The following is a 22,789-nucleotide window of genomic DNA, read 5'->3' on the forward strand; positions in this document are numbered from 1 at the left end:
GGCGGTGGCGCGGGTCGATGCCATGGCGAGAACCGCTGGCGGCTGTAGGGTGGTGTCGTGAAGGCTATCGGACAAATTGCGCCTTATCGCCAATGGTTGGGCGATAGCCGCTGGTCGATATCTCGCCTTCGAGTATCCAGATCAAGGATTTATATCGACCACGACTGTCGCGGACCACGACTGTCGCGGTTGACACCCTGCCTCCCATCCGTAGAATTGACGTCGTCATCAAGAGTCGGGCTGACGCCCGCACCAACCTGCCTCCCGGGGCAAGGTGGTCTGCCAAGTGCGATGCGGCCCTCACGGGCAACCAAGCCGGCAAGCGTCAGCCCTCCTCGAACGGAGGGCTTCGCATTTCTGGATCCCGCTTCGCATCGAGCACGGCACCCGCCGATGCGCCGACCTTGCGGATCCAGCTGCGCGCAACCCTCCAGATCGACCCGGGCGTGGCCTGCCCGTCACCTGCGTGACGAATCGGCCAGGGGGATTTGATCCGGCTTGCGGCCCCTGACATCGCGTCGAAGCCGCTAAACAGGAGATGCCAATGACCGAGCTTCGCCGTTTCCGTCCGCGCCTGGCGCGGCGTCCGTCCGCCGCGGCGGCCCCGTTCTGCTTCGAGCGGGCTTCCCTCGAACTCTTCGCGCGTCGGCGCCGGCCCACGGGCGTGCAGTCGCGGCCGCCCGCAGCGCCGCCGTGCCTGCGGGCCGAGGGCGCTGTGTAGCACCGTCACACGGCGCGCATCCAGGGCCGTTCGCCCCGGATGCGCCCGCGCGGGAGCCTGTCCCGCTTCAACAGGCGCCGCCGATTTACGACCACTTGCGGGCGGCAAACAAGTGCAGCTAAAGCGTCGGTGGCCACTCTCGTCCTGGCCCGCCGCGCGCGGGAACCTGGACGAAGAAGGAATCATCCGATGGCCACCAGGAAAGCCCCTGCGGGGCGCACCCTATCCGCGCGAATGCGGGCGGCTCCAGCCTGCCCCGCAGGCGACCCGACGCCCTCGCTGCTCGAAGGCCTCGGTCTCGTCGGCCTCGCCGGCATCGAGCCGGTGGTGCTGGCCGCGCTGGCCACCGAGACGCCGCTGCTGCTGGTCGGCGCGCACGGCAGCGCCAAGAGCCTGCTGCTGGAGCGCCTGGCCATCGCGCTGGGCTTGGTCTGGCGCCACTACAACGCGGCGCTGGTCAATTACGACGATCTCATCGGCTATCCGCTGCCCGACGAGCACGGCGGCCTGCGCTTCGTGCCCACGCCGGCCTCCATCTGGGAGGCGGAGGCGGTGTTCGTCGACGAGATCTCGCGCGCCCGCGTCGACATGCAGAACCGGCTCTTCCCCATCATCCACGAGCGCCGGGTGCAGGGCATGGCGCTGCCGCGGCTGCGCCACCGCTGGGCGGCGATGAACCCGCCGATGCCGCGCGACGCGGAGCCCGACGGCGAGCACTACGCCGGCAGCCAGCCGCTCGACCTGGCGCTGGCCGACCGCTTCGCCTGGCACGTGCCGATGCCCGACTGGCGCGGGCTCTCCGAGGCCGAGCAGGAGCGCATCATCCGCGCCGACCCCGAGCCCGGCGCGCCCGACGGCGCTGCGCTGCGCCGCTGCCTGGACGAGGCGCGCGCGCTGCTGCCGGCGGTGCAGGCGAGATGGTCCGCGCCGGCGGCGCGCTACGTGCGCATCCTGTGCGGGCTGCTGGAGACCGCCGGCGTGCGGCTGAGCGCGCGGCGCGCGGGCGTGCTGCTGCGCAACCTGCTCGCGGTGCACGCGGTGCGGCTGTCCGCGCCCGGTGTGGTCGCCGGTGCCGCTGAATCCGCCGGTGCCGCGTCAGGTGCGGACACCGACGACTTGATGTCGGACTCCGCGTGGCTGGCCCTGTCGCACGCGCTGCCGCTGGCCGCCTGCGGCCTGCCGGTGAACGCCGGGGCGCTGCTGGCCGCGCACCGCGAGGCCTGGGGCCTGGCCGCGGTGCGGCCGGACGATCCGCGCGCCGCGGTGCTCACCGAGCGCGATCCTGCGCGCCGGGTGCAGCTGGCGCTGCGCTGCGGCGGCCTCGAGGACGGCGAGCTCACCGCGATCGTGGTGGACGCGCTGTCGCAGCTGCCCGCCGGCGCCTGCCACGCGCTGGCCGAGTGGCTGCTCGAGACCGGGGCGGTGGCGCGCCTGAGTGTGGTCGCGGCCGACGAGGCGGGCGCGCGCTATCGCGTGCTGGTGGCGCCGGATCCGCTGGACATCAGGACGCGTGCGGGCAGCCCGCAGTGGCGGCTGTGGAAGGGGCTGGAGCCAAGGCTGGCGCGGCTGGATCCGAAGGACCCGGTGGACGTGCGGCTGGCCAACCTGATCGTGCACCTGTTCCGCGAGGGGGCGCTGGGCGACGACCGCGAAGCGGAGCCGGTGGTGGAGGCGTATCGAGGCACGCGGGAGCGGCTGGGGGTCGAGGGAAGGCGCATCCCCGGCGTGCATGAGGCGCACCCATGAACGAGCCCGCTTCCCTGCTGCACAACATCGGCGGCCCCTCGTCGACCTTCATCCGCTGGAACGGCCTCGCCGGCGCCACGTCGTCCGGCCTCGAGCGGTCCGGCAGCGCGCCGGCCGCCGGTGCGCACGGCCCAGCCGACGCGCCGCCCACCGGCAGCTGGCTGCACTGTCGCCACCACCGAGTCGCGGCCGACGGCGCCGACGCGGACGCCGACTGGAACCGCTGCACCGAGCTACTCGAGCTCGCACGCCCCGGCCACGGCCTGCGCGAACCCCAGGCCCGCCGCGCGCTGCTGGAGCTGATGGACGCGCACCTGCGCGAGCTCGACTGGCCGTCGCTGCTGGTCTGCAGCACCGACGGCTTCGTCGGCGTCCACCCGAACGAAGCGCTGGTGCTGGACCACCCGCTCACCGTCTTCGTCGCGCTGGGCAAGTGCATCGGCTCGCTGTGGATGCGCGATCGCCCCTGGTGCCTGGCGCCGCTGAACACGCCGACTGTGGTGCGTGCAGCCGGCGCCCGCGCCGGCCAGGCGCAAGACGCGCAATGGAGCTGCCGGCTGTGGTTCCCCGAAGACGTGCCCGGACACCTGCTGCAGCCCGTGCGCGCCGGAGTCGAACGAAAGGGGATGCGATGAGCATCAAGGACCGGATCCTGGACTGCCTGCCCGCGGGCCGCTACGCGTTCACCGCGCTGCTGCGGCTGCTCGACGTGGTGGAGACCGACGCGGTGCCCACCGCCGCGGTGGAGTGCCGCGCGCAGCCGCGGCTGCTGGTGAACCCGGGCTTCGTGGCGCGCTACGCCGAGACCCCGGAGAAGCTGATGATGCTGGTGATGCACGAGCTGCACCACGTGCTGCTCGGCCACACCCGCCGGCTGCCGGCGGTCACCCCCGCGGACAACCTGGTGCTGGACGCGGTGATCAACGCGCTGCTCTCGAAGATGTTCCCGCAGCCCGAGTACCTGGCGCTGTTCACCGACTTCTACGACGACGCGCACTTCCCCGCCTGCCTGCTGCGCCCGCCGCCGGGCTGGACCTGGGGCTTCGGGCCGCTGCCGCCCGCGCGCGTGCCGCTGCCCGCGGCGCTGCAGCGCGCCTTCCCCGGCGTGCAGGCCGCGCGCGAGGTGTATCGGGCACTCTACTCGAGCGAAGGCGCGAGCGAGGCGGACCTGCGCCGCCTGGTTCCGCAGCTCGAGCGTACCGGCTTCGTCCTCGCGAGCCTGCTGGGCGATCACGAGCGCTCCGCGCGCGGCCAGGCCACCGAGTCCTCGCGGCTGCTGGCGCGCGCGGTGGTGGAGGTGCTGCGCAAGTGGCCCACGCCGCCCGAGCCGCTGAAGGGCCGCTCGATCGAGGGCATGCTGCAGGAGGCGCGGCTGGTGCCGCGGCGCGGGCCGCGCAACCGCGCGGTGCTGCGCGGGCTGATCGAGCGCATCGCAGGCGCGGGCGCCGCCGCGCCCCAGGTGCCCCGGCCTGGCACGGTGGAGCAGGTGGTGGACACGCCGGTGCCCGCGCTCTCCCGCCGGACCACCGTGCTGCGGGCGCTGGGCGCGCCGGTGCTGCTGCACCCGGGCCGCGTGCCCCGGCCGAAGCGCTGCCCGGACGCCGAGCGGGTGCACCTGTACCTGGACGTCTCCGGCAGCATTGACGGCCTGCGCGAGGCCCTCTACGGCGCGGCCCTGGACTGCCGCGCCTGGCTGCACCCGGTGGTGCACCTGTTCTCAACGCAAGTGGAGGACGTGACCCTGGCCGAACTCGCCGCCGGCGTGTGCCGAAGCACCGGCGGCACCGACCTGCGCTGCGTCACCGCGCACCTGCGCCGCCACCGAGTGCGACGTGCGGTGCTGGTCACCGACGGCTACGTGGGCGACCCGGCGGACGCGGACGCGCAGGTGCTGCGGGCAGTGCGGCTGGGCGTCGCCTACGTGCCTGGGCACGACACGCGCGCGCTGCGGCCGTACGCGCGCGCCGAGGTGGTGCTGGAGGCGGACGAGGAAGCGTCCGATGACAGCCGCCGTCGACGAGGGGCGCACGCGATGAGCCTGGCCGCCATCGAGGAGAACCGTCCATGATCACCTTGGACACCGCCGACCACATCCTGCGCCCCGCCGAATGGGTGCTCCCCGGCCACCCCGACCGGCTCGCCGATGCCGTCGCCGAACGACTGGTGCGCGCCGCAACGGAGCTCGACCCGAAGGCGCTATGCGCGATCGAGGTCGCGGTGCACCGCGACCGCGTCTACCTGACCGGCCGCATCGCCTGTCCCGGCTCGCGCGACCTGGACCTGACCGCGTTGGCCCGCGAGGTCTACGCCGCCGCCGGTTACGGCGAGCGGTGGCACCCTGCGCCCGGGGAACTCCAGGTCGAGGGCAACCTCTGCCTCGACGACCTCGCCGAAGGCGAAGCCGACGCGCGCCACCTGTCCGACGACCAGGGCATCGTCACCGGCTACGCGATCGACCTGCCCGGCACCTGCTGGCTGCCGCCCGAGCAGTGGCTCGCGCGTGAGCTGGGCGAGCGCTTCAACGCGCTGGTCCGCGGGCCGCTCGAGCTGTGCCCCGACGGCAAGCTGCTGGTGGTGCTGGAGGAGTCCTCGGCGAGCGCGCCGCCCTCGAAGCGCCGCTGGCGCTGGCGGACCCTGTCCGCGTCGCTGCTCGCGCCCGACGAAGTTGACGGAGTTACGTTGTATCGCATGGTCCGCAGCTGCGCGCAGGAGGTGCTGCAGCGTGCCCGAGCGGCGCTGCCGGGCATGGAGGACGCCGAGCCCGAGATCCTGGTCAACCCCGGCGGCAGCTTCCACGTCGGCGGCCCGGAGGGCGACAACGGCCTCTCCGGCAAGAAGCTGCTGCTGGACTTCTACGGCCCGCGCGTGCCCATCGGCGGCGGAGCGATCACCGGCAAGGACCACCACAAGCCCGACCGTAACTTCGCCCGCATTGCGCGCGAAGTGGCGCTGGCGGTGGTGCGCACCGGCGTGGCCGACGAGGCCACGGTGACCGCGATCACGCTGCCGGGGGACGGGGCGCCGAGGGTGCTGAGGATCGCGACGCCGAAGGGGGATCTGGCGGAGCCGGGGAGGTGGGGTGGGGTGCGCTGGATGTGAGCTCGGCGTACGCATTGCAGCGTCTACTACTGGTCGCGCCAATATCAACGCCATTGCCTGGCCGTTCAGGCACTGGCAGGCGAGCCGCTTCTCGGATGGATCCTACGGCGTCTGGTAAGGGTCCGAATCCGTCGAAACTACGCGTACGCGCAGGTGGCCGGGTGCTGGCCTGCTTGCGCGCGACTTCGGCCGAGCGTTCTACAGACGCGCCAGTGGCCTTTGCCTAGCATCTCGCGTCATGAATCACGACGCTGGGATTCTTGTCGCATGTCGTCCATTGGACTATCATCGTCAAGCGATTTCGAATGGGACGCAGCAAAGAGCGATGTCTGCCTCGCGCGGCGAGGCTTCGACTTCGCTTACGCGCTCCAGGCATTCGGAGATCCGGATCGCGTGGTGTCCTTGGACGAGCGCTGGAACTATGGAGAGGATCGGTATCGCCTGTTCGGTGTCATCGAGCAGCGGGTCTTCTGCCTCGCTTTCACGTTCCGAGGCACGACCATTCGAATCATTTCGGCGCGCAAGGCCAATCTCCGGGAGGTCGCCCAGTATGAAGATGGTTCGCGTCAGCGTTGATTTGAAGAATGCCTCGACCCTCCCGAAGGGCCGCGTAGATCGAGCACGGCTCGACGCTACTACCGAAGCCGATCTCGCCGCCCAGGAGGCCGAGGATGAGGCCGAAGCCATGCACGACGCCGCGCGCTTCGTGCGTCGCGTACGCCAGCGTCTGGGTCTCACCCAACGGCAGTTCGCGCAGCGAATCGACGTCCCCCTCGACACCATCCGCAACTGGGAGCAGGGAAGGCGCTACCCCACCGGGGCGGCGAAGACCCTGCTGAAGATCCTGGACAAGGCGCCAGAGGCTGCGCTTCACGCGCTAGCCTGACGCGGCCCGATCGGGGCCGCGCCGCGTCCCAGGGCCGGCCCTCAGGGAGGCCCGCCCGCAGGACGGCTGCCCCTCAAGGCAGCTTCGTGAACACCAGCCCATCCACCTCGTTCAGGCACGCGGCCGTCACGCTGCCCGCCAGCACGCTGCGCAACCCGCCGCGGCCGTGGGTGGTCATCGCCAGCAGGCCGCCGGCGCCCTGGCCCTTGACGAAGTCGGGAATGGCTTCCTTCGGGTCGCCGTGGAGCACTTCCCAGCTGGTCTTCACGCCGTGCTCGCGGGCGATGGCCTCGGCGCGCGAGCGCGCGTAGCCGGACTCGCTCGCATCGCCGGCTGCGGCGCTGGCGCCGGCCGACGGATCCACCACGTTGACCACGTCGATCCGGGCGCCCAGCCACTTCGCGAGGCCGGCAGCCGGGGCGATCATCGATTCGGAGGCCGGGCTGCCGTCCAGCGGCAGCACGATGCGCTCGATGCGCTCCACCGGGGCGACCGGCCGCACGGAGTCCGGGCGGTAGACGAGCAGGGGGGCGTGCGAGGCGCGCAGGACGGCCAGCGCGGTGCTGCCGAACAGCGCCTGCATGGCGCCGGTGCGGCCGTGCGAGGACAGCGCCACCAGGGTCTCCGGCAGGCGGGCGGCTTCGGCCACGATGGCGGCAGGGATGTCGTCGGAGACGACGCAGGCCGAGCGCGCGCCCAGCTTCCCTGCGAGCGCTTCGACGTAGCGGGCGGCTTCGGCCCGGTCCTTCTCGCTGCTCACGGCGCGCACCACCAGCAGTTCGGCGCCGGTGCTGCGGGCGATGGCGGCCGCGTGGGGAAGGACCTGTTCGGAGAAGTTCGAGCCGTCGACCGGAGCCAGGATGAGCTTGTACATGGGAATCTCCTCAAAAGGGAAAGCGCGGTTCGGTCCTGCGCGGTTCAGTCTTCGAGCATCGACAGGTCGCGCACCGCGCCCTTGTCCGCGGACATCGCCAGCTTGGCGTAGGCCTTCAGCGCCGCCGACACCTTGCGCTTGCGCGGTACTGCCGGCTTCCAGCCCTTCTCGTCCTGCTCGGCGCGCCGTCTGGCCAGCTCCTCGTCGGACACCAGCACGTCGATGCGGCGGTTGGGGATGTCGATGCGGATGCGGTCGCCGTTGCGCACCAGGCCGATCGGCCCGCCCGCGGCGGCTTCAGGCGACACGTGGCCGATCGACAGGCCCGAGGTGCCGCCCGAGAAGCGGCCATCGGTGAGCAGCGCGCAGGCCTTGCCCAGGCCCTTGGCCTTGATGTACGAGGTGGGGTAGAGCATCTCCTGCATGCCGGGGCCGCCGCGCGGGCCTTCGTAGCGCACCACCACGATGTCGCCGGCCTTCACCTTGTCCTTCAGGATGTGCTCGACGGCCTCGTCCTGCGATTCGGTGACGTGGGCGGGGCCTTCGAACACCATCAGGTCGTCGTCGACGCCGGCGGTCTTCACCACGCAGCCGTTGGGCGCGATGTTGCCCACCAGCACGGCCAGGCCGCCTTCCTGAGAGAAGGCGTGGTCGCCGGAGCGGATGCAGCCTTCGGCGCGGTCGGTGTCCAGCGAGGGCCAGCGGGTGTCCTGGCTGAAGGCCACCTGGGTGGGGATGCCGGCCGGCCCGGCCATGTAGAAGCGCTGCACGTCGGCCGACGGATTGCGCATGATGTCCCACTCGTCCAGCGCGTGCTTCATCGTGGGCGAATGGATGGTGGGCACGTCGGTGTGCAGCTTGCCGGCGCGGTCGAGCTCGCCCAGGATGGCCATGATTCCGCCGGCGCGGTGCACGTCTTCGATGTGGTATTTCTGCGTGTTGGGCGCCACCTTGCACAGCTGGGGCACCACGCGCGAGAGACGGTCGATGTCCTTCATCGTGAAGTCGATCTCAGCTTCCTGTGCGATCGCCAGCACGTGGAGGATGGTGTTGGTGGAGCCGCCCATCGCGATGTCCAGCGTCATCGCGTTCTCGAAGGCCTTGAAGCCCATCGAGCGCGGCAGCACGCTCTCGTCTTCCTGCTCGTAGTAGCGGCGGGCCAGGTCCACGATCAGGTGGCCGGCGCGCTTGAAGAGCTTCTCGCGGTCGGCGTGCGTGGCCACCACGGTGCCGTTGCCGGGCAGGGCCAGGCCCAGCGCCTCGGCCAGGCAGTTCATCGAGTTGGCGGTGAACATGCCGGAGCAGGAGCCGCAGGTGGGGCAGGCGGAGCGTTCCACCGCGGCCAAGGTCTCGTCGCTCACCGAGGAGTCGGCGGCCATCACCATCGCGTCGATCAGGTCGAGTTTGTGCTCGGCCAGGCGGGTCTTGCCGGCCTCCATCGGGCCGCCGGTGACGAACACCACGGGGATGTTCAGCCGCATGGCGGCCATCAGCATTCCGGGGGTGATCTTGTCGCAGTTGGAGATGCACACCAGGGCGTCGGCGCAGTGCGCGTTGACCATGTACTCCACCGAGTCCGCGATGATGTCGCGGCTGGGCAGCGAATAGAGCATGCCGTCGTGGCCCATCGCGATGCCGTCGTCCACGGCGATGGTGTTGAACTCCTTGGCGACCCCGCCGGCGGCCTCGATCTCGCGCGCCACCAGCTGGCCCATGTCCTTCAGGTGCACGTGCCCGGGGACGAACTGCGTGAACGAGTTGGACACCGCGATGATCGGCTTGCTGAAGTCGGCGTCCTTCATGCCGGTGGCGCGCCACAGCGCGCGCGCGCCCGCCATGTTGCGGCCGGCGGTGGAGGTCTTGGAGCGGTAGACAGGCATCGGTGAACCCTCGTGGTGTCCGGTTGGTTTCTCGTGGTGCGCCCGCCGCGCCGGGGGCGGCGGGGGGCGGCAGACGGAGATTGTCGCTTACCGGCGCAAGGGGGTGGGGATTGGGCGGGGCGGGGGTGGGGGTGTTGCTGGGCGGAATGGACCCTTGGGAAGGGGAGGCCGGGCCGTTCGGGTCGGGCTCCGGGGGATTCCCCGGGCGGTGGAGGTGATCGATACCGTCTGACTAACCGGACGAGACCTCGCCCTACGGCTTCCTGATCGGGAGAGTGAGCGACTTCCTGGGCGGCGGGCGCGATCAGGCCGAATTCCTCGGCTTCGGCATCTGGTCCCTGGTGCACGGCGCCGCAGTGCTGCGCCAGACGCACCTGCGCGACTTCTCTGGCCCGATCGTTGAAGCGAGCCGCCAGAACCTGGAGCGGCTGCTGGACGGCTGGCGTCCGGCGCCGGCCTCGGCACGCTGGCCGTGCTGTGGATCGCCAGCGGCTTCACCCTGGACGTGACCTATCCGGTCGTCGCCTGGCTGTGCTGGGTGCCCAATCTGGTGCTGGCCGAGTGGCTGTTGTCTCGCCCCTCGAGGTCCCCTCGCGCAACTGTAGACTCGGCCGCGAGGCTCGCCGGGAGCCGCAAGGGGAGGAAGGTTTGAATCAGCACGCTTCGCGCGTGACGGACGCCACATGAGCGCTCCGCCGCCGTCACCCGCGCCGGTGGATCCGGTCCGCATCACGCACCCGGCGCGAGCCCTCCGAGGGACGGGCTGGATGCGCTGGTTCCCGGGGCTCGATGTGCTCCGCAATTACCAGATCGCCTGGCTGCGTCACGATGTGTTCGCTGGCCTGGCGCTGACCGCGGTGCTGGTGCCGGTCGGTATCGCCTATGCGGTGGCGTCCGGCGTTCCGGCCATCAGCGGCCTGTACGCGACCATCTTCGGGCTGCTTGCCTATGCGCTGTTCGGTCCCAGCCGTGTGCTCGTGCTGGGGCCGGACTCCTCGCTGGTCGCGCTCGTTCTCGGGGTGGTGCTGCCGCTGGCGGCAGGGGATCCGCAGCGGGCGATGGCCCTGGCCGGAATGATGGCGGTGGTGTCGGGAGCCTTGTGCATCCTGGCCGGCACGGCCCGGCTGGGGTTCATCACCGAGCTGCTCTCCAAGCCCATCCGCTATGGCTACATGAACGGCATTGCGCTGACCGTGCTGGTGAGTCAGTTGCCGGCGCTGTTCGGCGTCTCGGTCGATGGCGAGGGCATCCTCGACGTCTCCCGCGCCTTCGTGGAGGCGGTGCTGGCCGGGGAGACGAACTGGGCGTCGCTGATGCTCGGCGCAGGCACGCTGATCGTGATCTTCCTGCTCAACGGCAGCCGGCGTCTCCCGGGCGTCCTGATCGCAGTGGCCGGATCGATTGCCATCGTTGCCGTGCTGGACCTGGCCGCGCGTGCAGGCGTCGTCGTCCTGGGCGCATTGCCGCAGGGCCTGCCCGCCTTGGTGCTGCCATTGATCACGACGGCGGACATCGTTCCGGTGCTGCTTGGTGGCCTGGCGGTGGCGCTGGTCTCGTTTGCTGACACGAGCGTGCTGTCGCGGTCGTACGCGGCGCGCAGCGGAACCTACGTGGATCCCAACCAGGAGATGGTCGGGCTGGGCGCGGCGAACCTGGCCGCCGGACTTTTCCAGGGCTTTCCGATCAGCGCCAGCACATCGCGCACGCCGGTCGCCGAGGCCGCCGGCGCGAAGACGCAACTGGCAGGCGTCGTGGGCGCGATCGTCGTGGCCGTGCTGCTGATGTTCGCGCCCAGGCTGCTGGAGAGTCTTCCGCGGGCGACCCTGGCAGCCGTGGTGATCGCCGCCGCCATCGCACTGATCGAGATCACCGATCTGCGACGGATCTACCGGATCCAGCGCTGGGAATTCTGGCTGTCGATGGGCTGCCTTGCGGGGGTCGCGGTGCTCGGCCCCATCCAGGGCATTGGCCTTGCGGTCGTGATCGCGGTCATCGAGTTCCTCTGGGATGCCTGGCGCCCGCACTACGCCGTGCTGGGCCGCGTCGACGGCATCAAGGGCTACCACGACATCACCCGTTACCCGGATGCCCGGCTGGTGCCCGGGCTGGTCCTGTTCCGGTGGGACGCGCCGCTGTTCTTCGCCAACGCCGAGCTCTTCCGCGATCAGGTTCTGGATGCCGTGGCCGCGTCGCCCACACCGGTGAACCGGATCGTCGTTGGCGCGGAACCTATCACCAGCGTCGACGTCACGGCCGCCGATGCCCTGGACGAACTCGACAGCGCCCTGCGGGCGGCGGGCGTCGAGCTGTGCTTCGCTGAGATGAAGGACCCCGTCAAGGACAAGCTCAAGCGTTTCGGCCTGTTCTCCAGGCTGGGAGAGGATCGCTTCTTCGCGACGCTGGGCGAGGCGGTGAGTTCCTATGTCGCGGCGCATTCGGTCCGCTGGGTGGACTGGGAGGATCGGCGCTGAGCTTGCGATGATGGTCCTGGTCCTGGTCCTGATCGAGCCAGTCTTTGTCAGCCTTGCCGCCAACCCGTCCCAGCGCCTAGACTGATCCGATCGTACGGTGCCCTGGTGCGGCCGCCTTCTCCGCGGACCGGCGGGGCCTGAACTCCCCGCCCGTCCAGCCCGCCTTGGAGGTGCTGCAATGGATCGTGCGCATCTCGCCCGCTGGAGTCTCGGGCTCCCCGACGACCGGTTTCCGCTGGCGCTGGCGGCGCTCGGTGCGCTTGCGGCGGTCGAACCGCGGCGGCTGGGAGCGGCCTGGGCCGATGGCGTGTGGCGGGTCGATGCGCTGGCCGCGGTGCTCGCCGGCGCGACCGAGCGGCCGTCAGGCTTGCTGCGCTGGATGCTGCCGACGGTGCCGCCGCCGTTTGGTGCGGTCCTGCCCGGTGCGGTCCCGCCGTATGCGCCGCGGTTCGATGCGCCGCGGCTGATCGTCGCGCCCTCGGACGCCGGTGCCTGGCTGGCGGTGGATGCGCCAGACGCAGCTTCGCTGGCGCAGGCCTGGCAGGACTTCGTGGTCGGATTTCCGGCGATGGATCGCTGGACGCCGGCTGGTCCGCGGCTGGCGCTGGCCACGCCTGCACAGGATCTGCCGCAGGCGATGGGCCTGGCGCGCCTGCTGCTGCGATCCGAGGTGCGGGCCACGGGCGTCTTCCTGGACGAGGCCTTCGATGCCGACGGGCGAATCGACTGGCGCTGGCCTTTCAGCATTGCCACGCTGCCGGGCGATCCGCTCGCGGCGTCGATGGCCGCGATGCAGGCAAGGTTGCCCACCGACTCCTGGCCCTTCCGCTACCGGGTGATTGGCCGGGACGCGGCGCGCTCCGAGGTGCTGGTGGTCGGCGCATCCGTCGACCGGGCACTGGCCCAGGTGCTGGACAGCGAGTTGCGGCTGAGCTGCTGCCTGGTGGTGGTCGCGGGCATGGGCGCGGAGTCGCCGGTCTCGGCGCTGCCGCTGCTGCGCGCGCTGGCGGCGCGCGTGTCGGCCGAGGGCGTGGCCGTGGTGGAGCCTGGCGACTCGGCTGAAAGCTTTGTCGGGCGCCTGAACGAGTCCGCCTATGGCCTGTCGCACAACCGGCCGCTGGACGTGGCGCTGGCCGGCGGCTTCGGCGACCGGCTGCTGCTGATGATGGGGCGCGATCTGCTCGATGTCAGCCGTCTCGACGCGTCGATGGAACGCGCGGCCGACCGCTTGCGCGGCCTGCCCAGGGACCGGGAACTGCAGTTGTCCGGGCGTGCGCTGCAGCGCCTGCGCCTGCCCGAGCAGCGGATGCGGCCGTCACCGCCGCTGCCCCCGCTACCGCCGTCCGCAAGCTTCCCCGTCGAGGCCGAGCCCGAGCCTCAGGACGAGGCCATGGCCGACGAGCCCCAGGCCATGGCCGCTCCCGAGGACCTCGCCGATGCGATCGATGCCTCGCGAAGCGATTACGGCTTCGACCATGAGAGCGGCGAGGCCTCGGCGCTCTCGGAGCTGAGCCGGCGCCTCGAGCGCGAGGAAATCGAGGCGCGCCGGCGCCTGGCGACGCCGCGCCACATCCAGCAGCGCAGCTTCAGGCAGGAGCCCGAGGGTCCGGCGGAGGAGCGCGTGGGCTACGCGCTCGGCGAGCCGGTGCTGCTGCGGGTCCACATCGGTCCGCTGCGCGAGGACAGCATCGCCGCGCCGACCGCCTTCCCGGAGGAGCGCCTGCCGCCGGACGAGGACGTCCATCGCCTGCTGGTGGTCTTCCATGAGCCCCGGCAGTTCGACCAGCCGATGCTGGGCGAGATCGAGCTGCCGCGCGCCGGGGACAGCAGTGCGGCCGACTTCGTCTTCACGCCGCGCGCCGCGGGGGCCTTCGAGGGACGGATCACGGTGCTGCACCGGGGGCGGGTGCTGCAGACGGTGCTGTTGCACACGCAGGTCTACGCGTCCTCATGGGCGCGGCCCGCCGCGGGGCTGGGCATCCGCCTGGCCGACCTCGCCGAGGTGCGGCACGACTGGTCGGACCTCGCCAAGCGCCGCCGCTTCGACCTGGCGGTGGTCCACAACCATTCGGGCGACGGGCAGTCCAACCTGACTGCGGTGGCCGGTGCAAGGGCCTGGGCCACGCGGCTCGACGGCATCGAGCAGCCGGTGCGCCGGCTCAACGATCTGCTCTCGGGCGTGGCGTACAGCGTGCTCGATCATGGCGACGGGCTGGACCAGGGCGAGAACCCGAAACTGCTGGTGGCGCTGGCGCGGGTGGGCTCCAACCTGTACGCGCTGCTCTACCGCGACCAGCTCAGCCAGCTGGCCAGCGAAGGCTTCGACGTCGGCGACGAGAAGGTGACCCACGTGCAGGTGGTGAGCGCCCGCGCCGACGCGGTGGTGCCGCTGGAGTTCCTCTACGACTACAACGCGCCGGACCCGGACGCCACGGTCTGTCCGCAGCACCGGCAGGCGCTCCAGGAGGGGCGCTGCCCGGCCGATTGCGCGCGGCGCGGCCAGCCGCGGCGGCACGTCTGCCCGATGGGCTTCTGGGGCCTGAAGAAGGTGATCGAGCGCCATCTCTTCGATCCGAAGGCCATGCAGGCGGCGCCCGCCGGCGCGGAGCTGCTGGTGCGGGTGGAGGCCGTGGAGGGCCGCGATCGTCTCGACCTGCGCTCGGCGGCGCTGCTGGGCCACAGCACCGAGGTGAAGGCGGACGAGGTGGCGCCGCTGGTCACGAGGCTGCTGCGCGAGCTGCCGCGAGGGGTGGCGCTGGTCAAGGACTGGGGCGAATGGATGACGGCGGTCGGGCAGAAGAAACCCGCGCTGCTGGTGGCCTTCCCGCACAACGAGGGCAAGGAGGAGGGCATGCTGCTGGAAATCGGCGGGGGCAAGCTCTACACGCTCGACCTTCCGGACGGCTACGTGCGTGCGGACACGAGCGCAACTCCGGTGGTCTTCCTGCTGGGCTGCGACGTGGCCGGCACCGCGCAGGACTTCTCCAGCCACGTGGGCCACTTCCGCCGGGCCGGCGCGGCGGTGGTGGTGTCGACCATTGCAACGGTCTTCGGGCCGCATGCGGTGCGGGTGGGGGAGGTGATCCTGCAAGGGCTGCTGGAGGCGGCCGCGGGCGCGGCGGCCGGTGCCGGCGCGGCGTCGCCTGGCGCCGAGCCGCCCGTCGCGCGCATCGGCGAGGCGCTTCGCGATGCCCGCCGGGCGGCCCTGCTGGAGAGTCTGCCGATGGCGATGTGCGTGGTGGCCTTCGGGGACGCAGACTGGCGGCTTTGATCGACGCGCGCGGGCGGATCCGGGCGCAGCGCAGGGAGGAAACATGGCCGGCGAGTTCTTTCACATCGAGATGCTGCCCGCGCTGCACGGCGACTGCCTGGTGGTGGAGTACGGCGACGAGCGCCGCACCCGGCGCATGCTGATCGACGGCGGCCCCATCGGCGCCTTCCGCGCGCTGCAGGCGCGGGTCGACGCGCTGCCGGCGGGGGATCGGAACTTCGAGCTGGTGGTGCTCAGCCACGTGGACACCGACCACGTCGACGGGATCATCCGCCTGTTCGCGCAGCCAAGGCCCTGGCCTTTCGTGGTGCGCGACGTCTGGTTCAACGGCTGGCGGCACCTGGAGCAGGCGCACGGTCTGCTGGGCGGCAAGCAGGGCGAGTACTTCAGCGCGCTGCTGGCGCGGCGGCTGGATCCGGGCAGCTGGAACGGCGCCTTCGGCGGCGGCCCGGTGGTGGTTCCCGCCGAGGGCGAGCTGCCCGAGCGCACGCTGGCCGGTCAGTTGAAGCTGACCCTGCTGTCGCCCTCGCCCCAGAAGCTGGAGCGCATGCGCAAGGCCTGGCGCAAGGATCTCGGCGACGCGATCGAGCCCGGCGACCTGGACGCTGCCTGGGAACTGCTGGCCGGGCGCAAGCAGTACCTGCCGGGCCAGGGGCTGCTGGGCACCACTCCCGAACTGGATGCATTGCTGGAGAAGCAGGGGCGGCCGGACAACGCAGCGGCCAACGGCTCGAGCATTGCCTTCCTGGCGGAATTCGCCGGCCGCAGCTGTCTGTTCCTGGCCGATGCGCATCCGGACCTGGTCTGCGCTTCGCTGTCACGCCTGCTGCGGGCCCGCGGGCTGGAGCGCCTGGTGGTCGATGCGGTGAAGCTGTCGCATCACGGCAGCCGGGGCAACGTCACCGACGAGCTGCTGGCGCTGGTGGAGAGCCCGCGCTTCCTGTTCAGCACCAACGGCGCGCAGTTCGGCCACCCGGACCGCGAAGCGGTGCAGCGGGTGATCGGGCGCACCACGCAGCTGCGCCCGAAGTTGTACTTCAACTACGAGAGCGATCAGAACCGGGAGTGGGCCGAGAAGCGGTTGCAGGAGGAGTTGCAATACGACGCGGTGTATCGGCCCGACGATGCGGCGTCGCTGGTGGTGAAGCTGTAGCGCCCTGCGTATTCCCTCATCGAGGAGATCATCAGTCGTCAACCTCAGGGCCTACCTGGCGCCGGTGCCGGTATTCTTCGCGTCCTTCGACATCGGGTCGCTGCTGTCGAACGGCATCTCGAACGGACCGACCCAGTATCTCGTTCGCATGCAGGTGGCGCCGGAGGATCTCACGGTGCCCGAGCCGGGCACGGTCGGGCTTCTTGCGCTCGGCGCCGCCGGCCTGGTTGCGTCGCGTCGGCGCAGGCGGTGAGCCTTCACCCCGGCCGGGCTCCCGGCCGGGTGATCACCATTGAGCACAGCGCGGCGGTCAGCAGTGCCAGCCCGATCTGCAGCCCATAGACCATGCCGAAATCTGCGCGCTGCACGGTGTCGTGCCCGAGCAGAAGCACGATGATCGCGACGCCGATGACCGAGCCGATCTGGCGGGTCGCCTGGTTGACGGCGCTGCCCACCGCATAGTGCTGCGCCGGCAGCCTGCTGACCGCGGCGGCCGACAGCGATGGCAGCACCAGGCCCACGCTGACCCCGCTCATCATCAGGCCGGGCAGCCAGTGCAGCAGGTACGAAGGCTCGTTGCCCGGGATGACCATGAACCAGAGTGCGGTTGCGCCGAACAGCAGAGCGCCGCCGATCAGGAACGGCCGGTGTCCGAGGCGCGCGGCGAGGCGTCCGGTGAGCACTGCCACCGGGGCCACCATCAGCGGGCCCGGCGCGACGGCCAGCCCGGCGCGCGCCGGGCTGTAGTGCCAGACGTTTTCCATGAAGAAGAAGAGCGAGAAGAACATCATCGCGAAGGCGATGCCGAAGCTCAGGGTGGCCAGGTTCACTGCGCTGTAGGTCCGGTGGCGGAACAGCCCCAGGTCGACGAGCGGTTCGCGCACTGAGCCTGCCCAGGCGATGAAGGCCAGCAGCGCGAGGGCGCCAGCGCCGGCAGTCGCGGTGAGCTGCGTGGCGGTCCAGTTCGCCGATTCCGCTTCGACGATCGCCAGCGCGATCGCGCCGACGGCGATGACGATCAGCGCCATACCGATCAGGTCGACACGGCGGCGCGGGCCGCCGCGGTCGGATTCCCTCAGCAGCGAGGCGGCCCACCACAGCGTCAGCGCACCGATCGGCAGGTTGATGAAGAAGGCCCACGGCCAGCCGACGGTCTGCGCGAGGAGCGAACCGAGGCTGGGGCCGACCGCGGCCGCGAAGCCGCCGACCGCGCCCCAGAGGCCGACCGCGACCGCCCGTCGGCTTTGCGGGAAGGCCGCCAGCACGATCGACAGCGAGGCCGGCGTGAGCAGCGCAGCGCCCACTGCCTGCAGCGCGCGCGCGGCGATCAGCCAGCCGACGCTGCCTGCGAGGCCGCACATCGCGGAGGCGGCGATGAACAGCGCCACCCCCGACATGAAGACCCGCTTGCGGCCGTGCGTGTCGGCCAGCCCGCCGGCGGGGATCAGCATCGCCGCATAGACCACGGTGTAGGCGTTCAGCGTCCACGACATCTCGGCCGCGCTCGCGTCGGGAAAGCCGGCGCGAAGCGCGCTGAACACCGAGTACAGCATGGTCGTGTCGAGCGAGACCAGGAAGGTTGCGACGCACGCGACCCAAAACACGGGCCAGGGCGATGCGGCACTGGCGGGGGCAGGGGAGTCGTCGGGGGTCGCGGTCGTGGCGGGGGCCATGCTCATTCTCCGATCTGGAGGCGCCGCACGCGCGGCATTTCGTGGGCGAGTTCGAGTTGAAATATGATTATCGTCATATTCGAGGTCGATCGACATTGAAGGGCGGTTCCAGGCAGACTCGGCGGAATCAGCCTGCTGACGCGTCTGGCGTGTCGTACTGGTGGATCAGCGTCTTGCGCGCCGCGGACAGGATGGCGCGCCCGTCGGCGTCGTCGCCCTTGGCGCGGGCGATCTGCAGCGCTCCCACGAGCGTGCCGGCCACCACGCCTGCCGCTGCCCGCGAGGCCGGCGGCAAGGCCGACCGCACGGCGTTGACGAGGCTCTGCACGCGCGCGGCCGATGCCTCGCGCACGGCCTCCGACTGGCGCGGCATGTCGCACGCGAGCGCGGCCACGGGACAGCCGGTTTCGAGCGCCGCGAGATGCTCGTTGGACAGATAGGCGTCGACGAGCGCGCGGAAGGCGCTCGCGCCCTTTGCCTTGCGCCGCTCGACAGCGCGCGTCAGGGCGTCGCCGCTCTCGCGGCCGGCCCGCTCCAGTGCTTCGACGAGCAGCGCGTCGCGCGAATCGAAGTGGGCGTAGAAGCCGCCGTGCGTGAGGCCGGCGTCCCTCATCACGTCGGCCACGCCCACACCGGCGTAGCCCTGCCGGCGGATCGCGCGGGCGGCCACGTCCACGATGCGCTCATGCGTTTCCTGCTTGCGGGCGCCGGGCGTGCGGCTCATCGGTTGATCTCCAAATGATGCACATCATATGACGTTCATCATATGCCCGTGATTGCGCGCCCGTCAATCGGGGCGAGGCGCCTTACAGCTTGCGCGCGATCAGCTCCCGCTGCACCTCGCTCGTGCCGCCGTAGATGCGGTTGACCCGCATGTCGACGAAGGCCCGGGCGACCGGGTACTCGAGCATGTAGCCGTAGCCGCCATGCAGCTGCACCATGGTGTCCAGCGCCGCGCCCAGCTTCTCGGTGGCGTAGAGCTTGGCGATGGCCGCCTCCTCCAGCGTGATCTTGCGGCGCATGTGCTCGGCCAGGTAGTGGTCGATCATGATGCGCACCGCCACGCACTCGGCCTTCAGGTCGGCGAGCTTGAACTTGGTGTTCTGGAAGTCCCAGACCGTCTGGCCGAAGGCCTTGCGGTCCTTCACGTAGTCGATGGTGTGCTGCAGGCAGGCCTCGAACACCGAAGCGGCGCCAAGGGCGATCGAGAAGCGCTCCTGCGGCAGCTCTTCCATCAGCGCGTACATGCCCTTGCCCTCGCCGCCGAGGATGTTGCTGGCGGGTACGCGCACGTCGTCGAAGAAGAGCTCGGCGGTGTCGGCGGCGTGCTGGCCCACCTTGTCGAGCTTGCGGCCGCGGCGGAACCCCGGGCGGTCGGTCTCGACGAGGATCAGGCTCATTGCCTTGGAGCCGGTCTTGGTGGGGTCGGTCTTGGCGACGACGATGACCAGGTCGCAGTTCAGGCCGTTGCTGATGAAGGTCTTGCTGCCGTTGATGACGTATTCGTCGCCGTCCCGCACCGCGGTGGTGCGGATGTTCTTCAGGTCGCTACCGGTGCCCGGCTCGGTCATCGCGATGGCCAGGATGGTTTCGCCGGTGGCGCAGCGCGGCAGCCACTTGGCCTTCTGCTCGTCGGTGCCCAGGCGATTGAGGTAGGGCGCGATGATGTCCGAGTGCAGCCCGAAGCCCACGCCAGTGATGCCCAGCCGGCCCATCTCTTCAGTGAGCACTGCAGCGTGGCCGTAGTCGCCGCCGCCGCCGCCGTATTCCTCGGGCAGCGTGGGGCACAGCAGACCTTCCTGGCCGGCCTTGAGCCAGAGCTCGCGCGGCACGCAGCCGGCCTTGTGCCAGTCGTTCATGTGCGGCACGCATTCGCGCTCGAGGAAGCGGCGCACCGTGGTGCGGAACTGTTCGTGGTCGTCGCGGTAGACGGTGCGGTTGACTTGCATCGAGGGTCCTATGGAGGTGCGGGCGGACGGGCTGCGGGTGGCAGGCCGGGGCCAGGGAAAAGCGGGATTTTCGCTCATTGCGGCGGGCGGGTCGAACGGCCTTCCGGATCGGCTGAAGGGAGCATGGCGGATCCTGCGGGTCGGGGGTCGAATGCTGTTTCCCGGTGATCGCCGCATTCCGCCCCTCGCCAGGATCGCGGGCTTCCTCGACGGCTTCTTTCCCCTTTCAGCGCAAACCGTCCCAATGGATTACAGTCGCGGCTTGTACGCGGTTGCGGAACTGCCCGAGTTCATCCGGGCGGCCGACCAGCTGCTGGGCGAATCAGAGCTCCAGGAGCTGATCAGTTGTCTGGCGGTAAATCCTCGTATCGGCGACCTTCTCGAAGGCACGGGAGGCATCCGCAAGCTGCGTTGAGCTTGCTACGCTGGTCGACGCCCTGGTGACGACGTGGAAGGAGAGATCCGAATGAAGAAGGGCTTTGAGAGCATCCGGCGCGGTCTCGAGGAGGCTGTTGCACATGCGCAGGGAAAGGGAGATGGCGTCCGTGTCCATCGCCCCAGGCCAGTGGACGTCAAGGCCCTTCGCACGCGCATCGGCCTGAGCCAGACCGAGTTCGCCGAGCGCTTCGGCGTGTCGGTGGCCACGCTGCGGCACTGGGAACGTGGCGATCGGGCGCCCCACGGGCCTGCGCTCGTCCTGCTGAATGTCATCGACCGCAATCCCGGGGCAGTCATGGATGCGCTCATCGACTGAGTCGGGGTCTCGAACGTCGAAGATCCGACGTATCGCGCGGCACCAAGCGCCAGCTCCGGACCTCCATGCCCCGTCATCGAACGGTAAGGCCCCCGGCGCAAGGTGACACCGGGCACGAGACGGACGGGAGGGGCTGGGCTGGGGCCGCCCCGGCCTACACTGTGGCCATGGCGCCGCGCCGCGCCGCGCCAGTCCGCATCCGGGTCGGCTGCGGCACGAACACGCATCATCGAAAGGAGCATCACATGAGCAAGCAGTTCCAGGGCAAGACCGCGATCGTTACCGGGGCAGCGTCTGGCATCGGCAAGGCGATCGCGCTCGCACTCGGCGCCGAGGGCGCAAACGTGGTGGTCAACGATCTCAGGCTCGCCGCTGCCAAGGCGGTTGCCGACGAGATCGTTGCGGCCGGCGGAAGCGCGCTCGGAATTGCCGGCGACGTCGGCAAGCCGGAGGACGTGAAGGCCGCGGTGGACGCGGCGGTGGAGCGCTTCGGGGCGCTGCACCTGGCGGTGAACAACGCGGGCATCGGCGGGCCGCTGGGGCTGCTGGCCGACGTGAGCATCGCGGACTACCTGAAGCTGATGGACGTCAACCTGCACTCGGTGTTCTACGGGATGCACTACCAGATCCCAGCGATGCTGAAGGCGGGCGGCGGCTCCATCGTCAACGTCGCGTCCATCCTCGGCGTGGTCGGGACGCCTGCCGCGGTGCCCTACGTCGCGGCCAAGCACGGCGTGACGGGAATGACCAAGGCGGCCGCGCTCGGCTATGCGGACAAGGGCATCCGGGTCAACTCCGTGCATCCGGGCTACATCGACACGCCGCTGCTGGAGGCGCTGCCGAAAGAGGCTTACGACGGACTGGTCACTCTCCATCCGGTCGGGCGGCTCGGCACTTCGGAGGAGGTCGCTGCGCTGGTGCTGTTCCTGCTGTCGGACAAGGCGAGCTTCATCACCGGCTCGCAGCACCTGGTCGACGGCGGCTACACCGCCCAATGATGCGCATTCGCCTCGAAGCGGCACGGCCGGCCGCCTGGCGCGGCCGGCGGGCGCCCGGGAGCCGGGCATGAGGCTGGTCTGGCACTACACGTCCTGGGCTACGCTGCCGCGCATCGTGGCCGCGGGCGCGCTGCTGCCGGGCGAGGCGCAGGATCCGGGCGAGACGCCGATGCTGTGGTTCTCGGCGCGCCAGGACTGGGAGCCGACCGCGACCGCGCAGGTGGTCGATGGCGCGCAGCCCAGGCTGCTGTCGCTGCAGGAACATCGGCAGCGCTTCGGCTGCGTGCGCTTCGGCCTGCCGGCCGGCGACCCCAGGTTGTCGCCATGGGAGCTGGCCTGCAGGGCAGCGGGCATGGGCCTGACCCGGCGCCGCAAGCTGGAGGCCTGGAGCCGGCAGGTGGGCGCGAACCCCGCCGACTGGTTCGGCACCTCGCAGGCGGTTCCGCTGATGGGTCTGCGATTCCAGCTTCTTCTGGACGAGTGGGGCGAGGGCGACCTGAGCGCGATGGCGCGCCTGTGGACGGAGAAGCGGGGGTAGGGCGGGCGCGTCAGCGGGGCAGCGCTTCTAGGTCGCATCCTTCTTGCGTCGGCCGCGGCGTGGCGCCTTGGGCTCGGCGGCCGCGGCGCGTTGCGCATCCGCCTGCTCGAGCCACAGCAGCGCGTCCAGCCGGGACAGGAAGCGCTGCAGGTAGTCGGGGGAGAGCTCCTGCATCAGCTCCAGCGAACGCAGCACCAGCATGTGCGAGTTGAGCGGGCCGGCGTTCTCCGGTTGGCGGTCGACTGCGCGCCGCACCAGGTTCTCGGCGGAAATCCGCGACCAGGTCCGGCGGAATCCGCGCAGGCCCTTCAGTTCGCGCGCCGCGCCGGGGAGCGGCCCCACCTCGCCCTCGGGGCCGGCCTCGCCCTCGGGTGCGACCGCTGTCACGGGCTGTCCGAGTTCGCGCAGCCGCTGGTTGAGCGCGCGCAGCGGCGCGAGGCCCGCCTCTGCGACTGCGCGCCGCAGGCCGCGGCCGGCGTCGGCTTCGCGGGAGCGCTGCAGCCGGTCAGCAGCCTGCGCCATCGCTGCCTCCAGCCGCAGCTCCAGCAGGCGTCGAGGCGCGCCGGTGGCGGCCTGGGTGCGGCGCGACAGCGCCTCCAGGTAACGCAGTCCGATGGGGTCGAGTTCCGATGCGCCGGCTGCGCGCAGCGCGGCCAGCCGGTCCACGCTCTGCGGCGTCGGCTCGGCGGCGGCGCCTGGCCGTGGTCCCCGCACCGGGATGCCGTCATCCGGCGAGGCCTTCGGCTGCACCGCGTCGCGGTTCGCGCCGTCCATCG

Annotated in this window: 21 protein-coding genes and 1 riboswitch; of the genes, 15 read left to right on the forward strand and 6 right to left on the reverse strand. The window is 70.8% G+C overall.

Annotated features, from left to right (window positions below; all coding sequences use genetic code 11):
• Positions 1 to 220: 220 nt before the first annotated feature.
• Positions 221 to 324: riboswitch (SAM-I-IV-variant riboswitch) on the forward strand.
• A 586-nt stretch (positions 325 to 910) separates the two neighbouring features.
• The 6 genes from HNQ70_RS04510 (at position 911) to HNQ70_RS04535 (ending at position 6,452) form a co-directional block, all read left to right on the forward strand.
• A complete protein-coding gene (locus HNQ70_RS04510; protein WP_183964693.1) occupies positions 911 to 2,467 on the forward strand; it encodes an AAA family ATPase in 1,557 nt (518 codons plus the stop codon).
• Positions 2,464 to 3,102 (forward strand): hypothetical protein, encoded by a 639-nt coding sequence (locus HNQ70_RS04515; RefSeq protein ID WP_183964695.1) that lies wholly within the window; start codon positions 2,464 to 2,466, stop codon positions 3,100 to 3,102. The genes HNQ70_RS04510 and HNQ70_RS04515 overlap by 4 nt, the downstream gene beginning before the upstream one ends.
• Positions 3,099 to 4,535: a DUF2201 family putative metallopeptidase gene (locus HNQ70_RS04520; protein ID WP_183964697.1), complete on the forward strand. Its 1,437-nt coding sequence runs from the start codon at positions 3,099 to 3,101 to the stop codon at positions 4,533 to 4,535. The genes HNQ70_RS04515 and HNQ70_RS04520 overlap by 4 nt, the downstream gene beginning before the upstream one ends.
• The gene (locus HNQ70_RS04525; protein WP_183964699.1) at positions 4,532 to 5,566 is read left to right on the forward strand and encodes a methionine adenosyltransferase domain-containing protein; all 1,035 of its coding nucleotides are present in this window, start codon (positions 4,532 to 4,534) and stop codon (positions 5,564 to 5,566) included. Before HNQ70_RS04520 ends, HNQ70_RS04525 begins: the two co-directional genes overlap by 4 nt.
• A gap of 267 nt (positions 5,567 to 5,833) precedes the next feature.
• Positions 5,834 to 6,142 (forward strand): BrnT family toxin, encoded by a 309-nt coding sequence (locus tag HNQ70_RS04530; protein ID WP_183964700.1) that lies wholly within the window; start codon positions 5,834 to 5,836, stop codon positions 6,140 to 6,142.
• Positions 6,117 to 6,452: a helix-turn-helix domain-containing protein gene (locus HNQ70_RS04535; RefSeq protein WP_183964702.1), complete on the forward strand. Its 336-nt coding sequence runs from the start codon at positions 6,117 to 6,119 to the stop codon at positions 6,450 to 6,452. The genes HNQ70_RS04530 and HNQ70_RS04535 overlap by 26 nt, the downstream gene beginning before the upstream one ends.
• Positions 6,453 to 6,525: 73 nt before the next feature.
• On the opposite strand, the gene HNQ70_RS04540 is transcribed toward HNQ70_RS04535, so the two are convergent.
• Together HNQ70_RS04540 and ilvD are read right to left on the reverse strand one after the other, a co-directional pair.
• On the reverse strand, positions 6,526 to 7,326 hold the full coding sequence (locus HNQ70_RS04540) for a universal stress protein (RefSeq protein WP_183964704.1): 801 nt from the start codon (positions 7,324 to 7,326) through the stop codon (positions 6,526 to 6,528).
• Positions 7,327 to 7,370: 44 nt separating this feature from the next.
• A complete protein-coding gene (ilvD, locus tag HNQ70_RS04545) occupies positions 7,371 to 9,206 on the reverse strand; it encodes a dihydroxy-acid dehydratase (RefSeq protein WP_183964706.1) in 1,836 nt (611 codons plus the stop codon).
• 275 nt (positions 9,207 to 9,481) lie between these two features.
• Here ilvD and HNQ70_RS04550 point away from each other — a divergent pair, with 275 nt between their 5' ends.
• From HNQ70_RS04550 to HNQ70_RS20500, 5 genes are all read left to right on the forward strand, one after another.
• A complete protein-coding gene (locus HNQ70_RS04550) occupies positions 9,482 to 9,715 on the forward strand; it encodes a hypothetical protein (protein WP_183964708.1) in 234 nt (77 codons plus the stop codon).
• Positions 9,716 to 9,973: 258 nt separating this feature from the next.
• Positions 9,974 to 11,677 carry a SulP family inorganic anion transporter gene (locus HNQ70_RS04555; RefSeq protein WP_246434708.1) on the forward strand — a complete coding sequence of 568 codons (1,704 nt, stop codon included), beginning with the start codon at positions 9,974 to 9,976 and terminating at the stop codon, positions 11,675 to 11,677.
• A gap of 178 nt (positions 11,678 to 11,855) precedes the next feature.
• A complete protein-coding gene (locus tag HNQ70_RS04560) occupies positions 11,856 to 14,948 on the forward strand; it encodes a hypothetical protein (protein WP_183964712.1) in 3,093 nt (1,030 codons plus the stop codon).
• A 43-nt stretch (positions 14,949 to 14,991) separates the two neighbouring features.
• Positions 14,992 to 16,101 carry a ComEC/Rec2 family competence protein gene (locus tag HNQ70_RS04565; protein WP_183964714.1) on the forward strand — a complete coding sequence of 370 codons (1,110 nt, stop codon included), beginning with the start codon at positions 14,992 to 14,994 and terminating at the stop codon, positions 16,099 to 16,101.
• 64 nt (positions 16,102 to 16,165) lie between these two features.
• Positions 16,166 to 16,354, forward strand: a complete 189-nt coding sequence (locus HNQ70_RS20500; RefSeq protein ID WP_221302644.1) for a PEP-CTERM sorting domain-containing protein — start codon at positions 16,166 to 16,168, stop codon at positions 16,352 to 16,354.
• Positions 16,355 to 16,358: 4 nt separating this feature from the next.
• On the opposite strand, the gene HNQ70_RS04575 is transcribed toward HNQ70_RS20500, so the two are convergent.
• From HNQ70_RS04575 to HNQ70_RS04585, 3 genes are all read right to left on the reverse strand, one after another.
• Entirely contained in the window at positions 16,359 to 17,774 is a 1,416-nt protein-coding gene (locus HNQ70_RS04575) for an MFS transporter (RefSeq protein WP_183964716.1), read from the reverse strand.
• 127 nt (positions 17,775 to 17,901) lie between these two features.
• Positions 17,902 to 18,498, reverse strand: a complete 597-nt coding sequence (locus HNQ70_RS04580; RefSeq protein ID WP_183964717.1) for a TetR/AcrR family transcriptional regulator — start codon at positions 18,496 to 18,498, stop codon at positions 17,902 to 17,904.
• Between the two features lie 82 nt (positions 18,499 to 18,580).
• Positions 18,581 to 19,723 carry an acyl-CoA dehydrogenase family protein gene (locus tag HNQ70_RS04585; protein WP_183964719.1) on the reverse strand — a complete coding sequence of 381 codons (1,143 nt, stop codon included), beginning with the start codon at positions 19,721 to 19,723 and terminating at the stop codon, positions 18,581 to 18,583.
• A 10-nt stretch (positions 19,724 to 19,733) separates the two neighbouring features.
• Here HNQ70_RS04585 and HNQ70_RS04590 point away from each other — a divergent pair, with 10 nt between their 5' ends.
• The 4 genes from HNQ70_RS04590 (at position 19,734) to HNQ70_RS04605 (ending at position 22,013) form a co-directional block, all read left to right on the forward strand.
• On the forward strand, positions 19,734 to 20,138 hold the full coding sequence (locus HNQ70_RS04590) for a hypothetical protein (RefSeq protein WP_183964721.1): 405 nt from the start codon (positions 19,734 to 19,736) through the stop codon (positions 20,136 to 20,138).
• 51 nt (positions 20,139 to 20,189) lie between these two features.
• Positions 20,190 to 20,477 carry a helix-turn-helix domain-containing protein gene (locus HNQ70_RS04595; protein WP_183964723.1) on the forward strand — a complete coding sequence of 96 codons (288 nt, stop codon included), beginning with the start codon at positions 20,190 to 20,192 and terminating at the stop codon, positions 20,475 to 20,477.
• A gap of 245 nt (positions 20,478 to 20,722) precedes the next feature.
• Positions 20,723 to 21,475, forward strand: coding sequence for an SDR family NAD(P)-dependent oxidoreductase (locus tag HNQ70_RS04600; protein ID WP_183964725.1), 753 nt, complete (start codon positions 20,723 to 20,725; stop codon positions 21,473 to 21,475).
• Between the two features lie 67 nt (positions 21,476 to 21,542).
• Positions 21,543 to 22,013 carry a hypothetical protein gene (locus HNQ70_RS04605; protein ID WP_183964727.1) on the forward strand — a complete coding sequence of 157 codons (471 nt, stop codon included), beginning with the start codon at positions 21,543 to 21,545 and terminating at the stop codon, positions 22,011 to 22,013.
• Between the two features lie 27 nt (positions 22,014 to 22,040).
• Here HNQ70_RS04605 and HNQ70_RS04610 read toward each other — a convergent pair whose 3' ends face one another.
• Positions 22,041 to 22,787 carry a DUF2894 domain-containing protein gene (locus HNQ70_RS04610; protein WP_183964728.1) on the reverse strand — a complete coding sequence of 249 codons (747 nt, stop codon included), beginning with the start codon at positions 22,785 to 22,787 and terminating at the stop codon, positions 22,041 to 22,043.
• Positions 22,788 to 22,789: the final 2 nt, after the last annotated feature.

Source organism: Quisquiliibacterium transsilvanicum (genome assembly GCF_014202215.1).
Taxonomy (GTDB): domain Bacteria; phylum Pseudomonadota; class Gammaproteobacteria; order Burkholderiales; family Burkholderiaceae_E; genus Quisquiliibacterium; species Quisquiliibacterium transsilvanicum.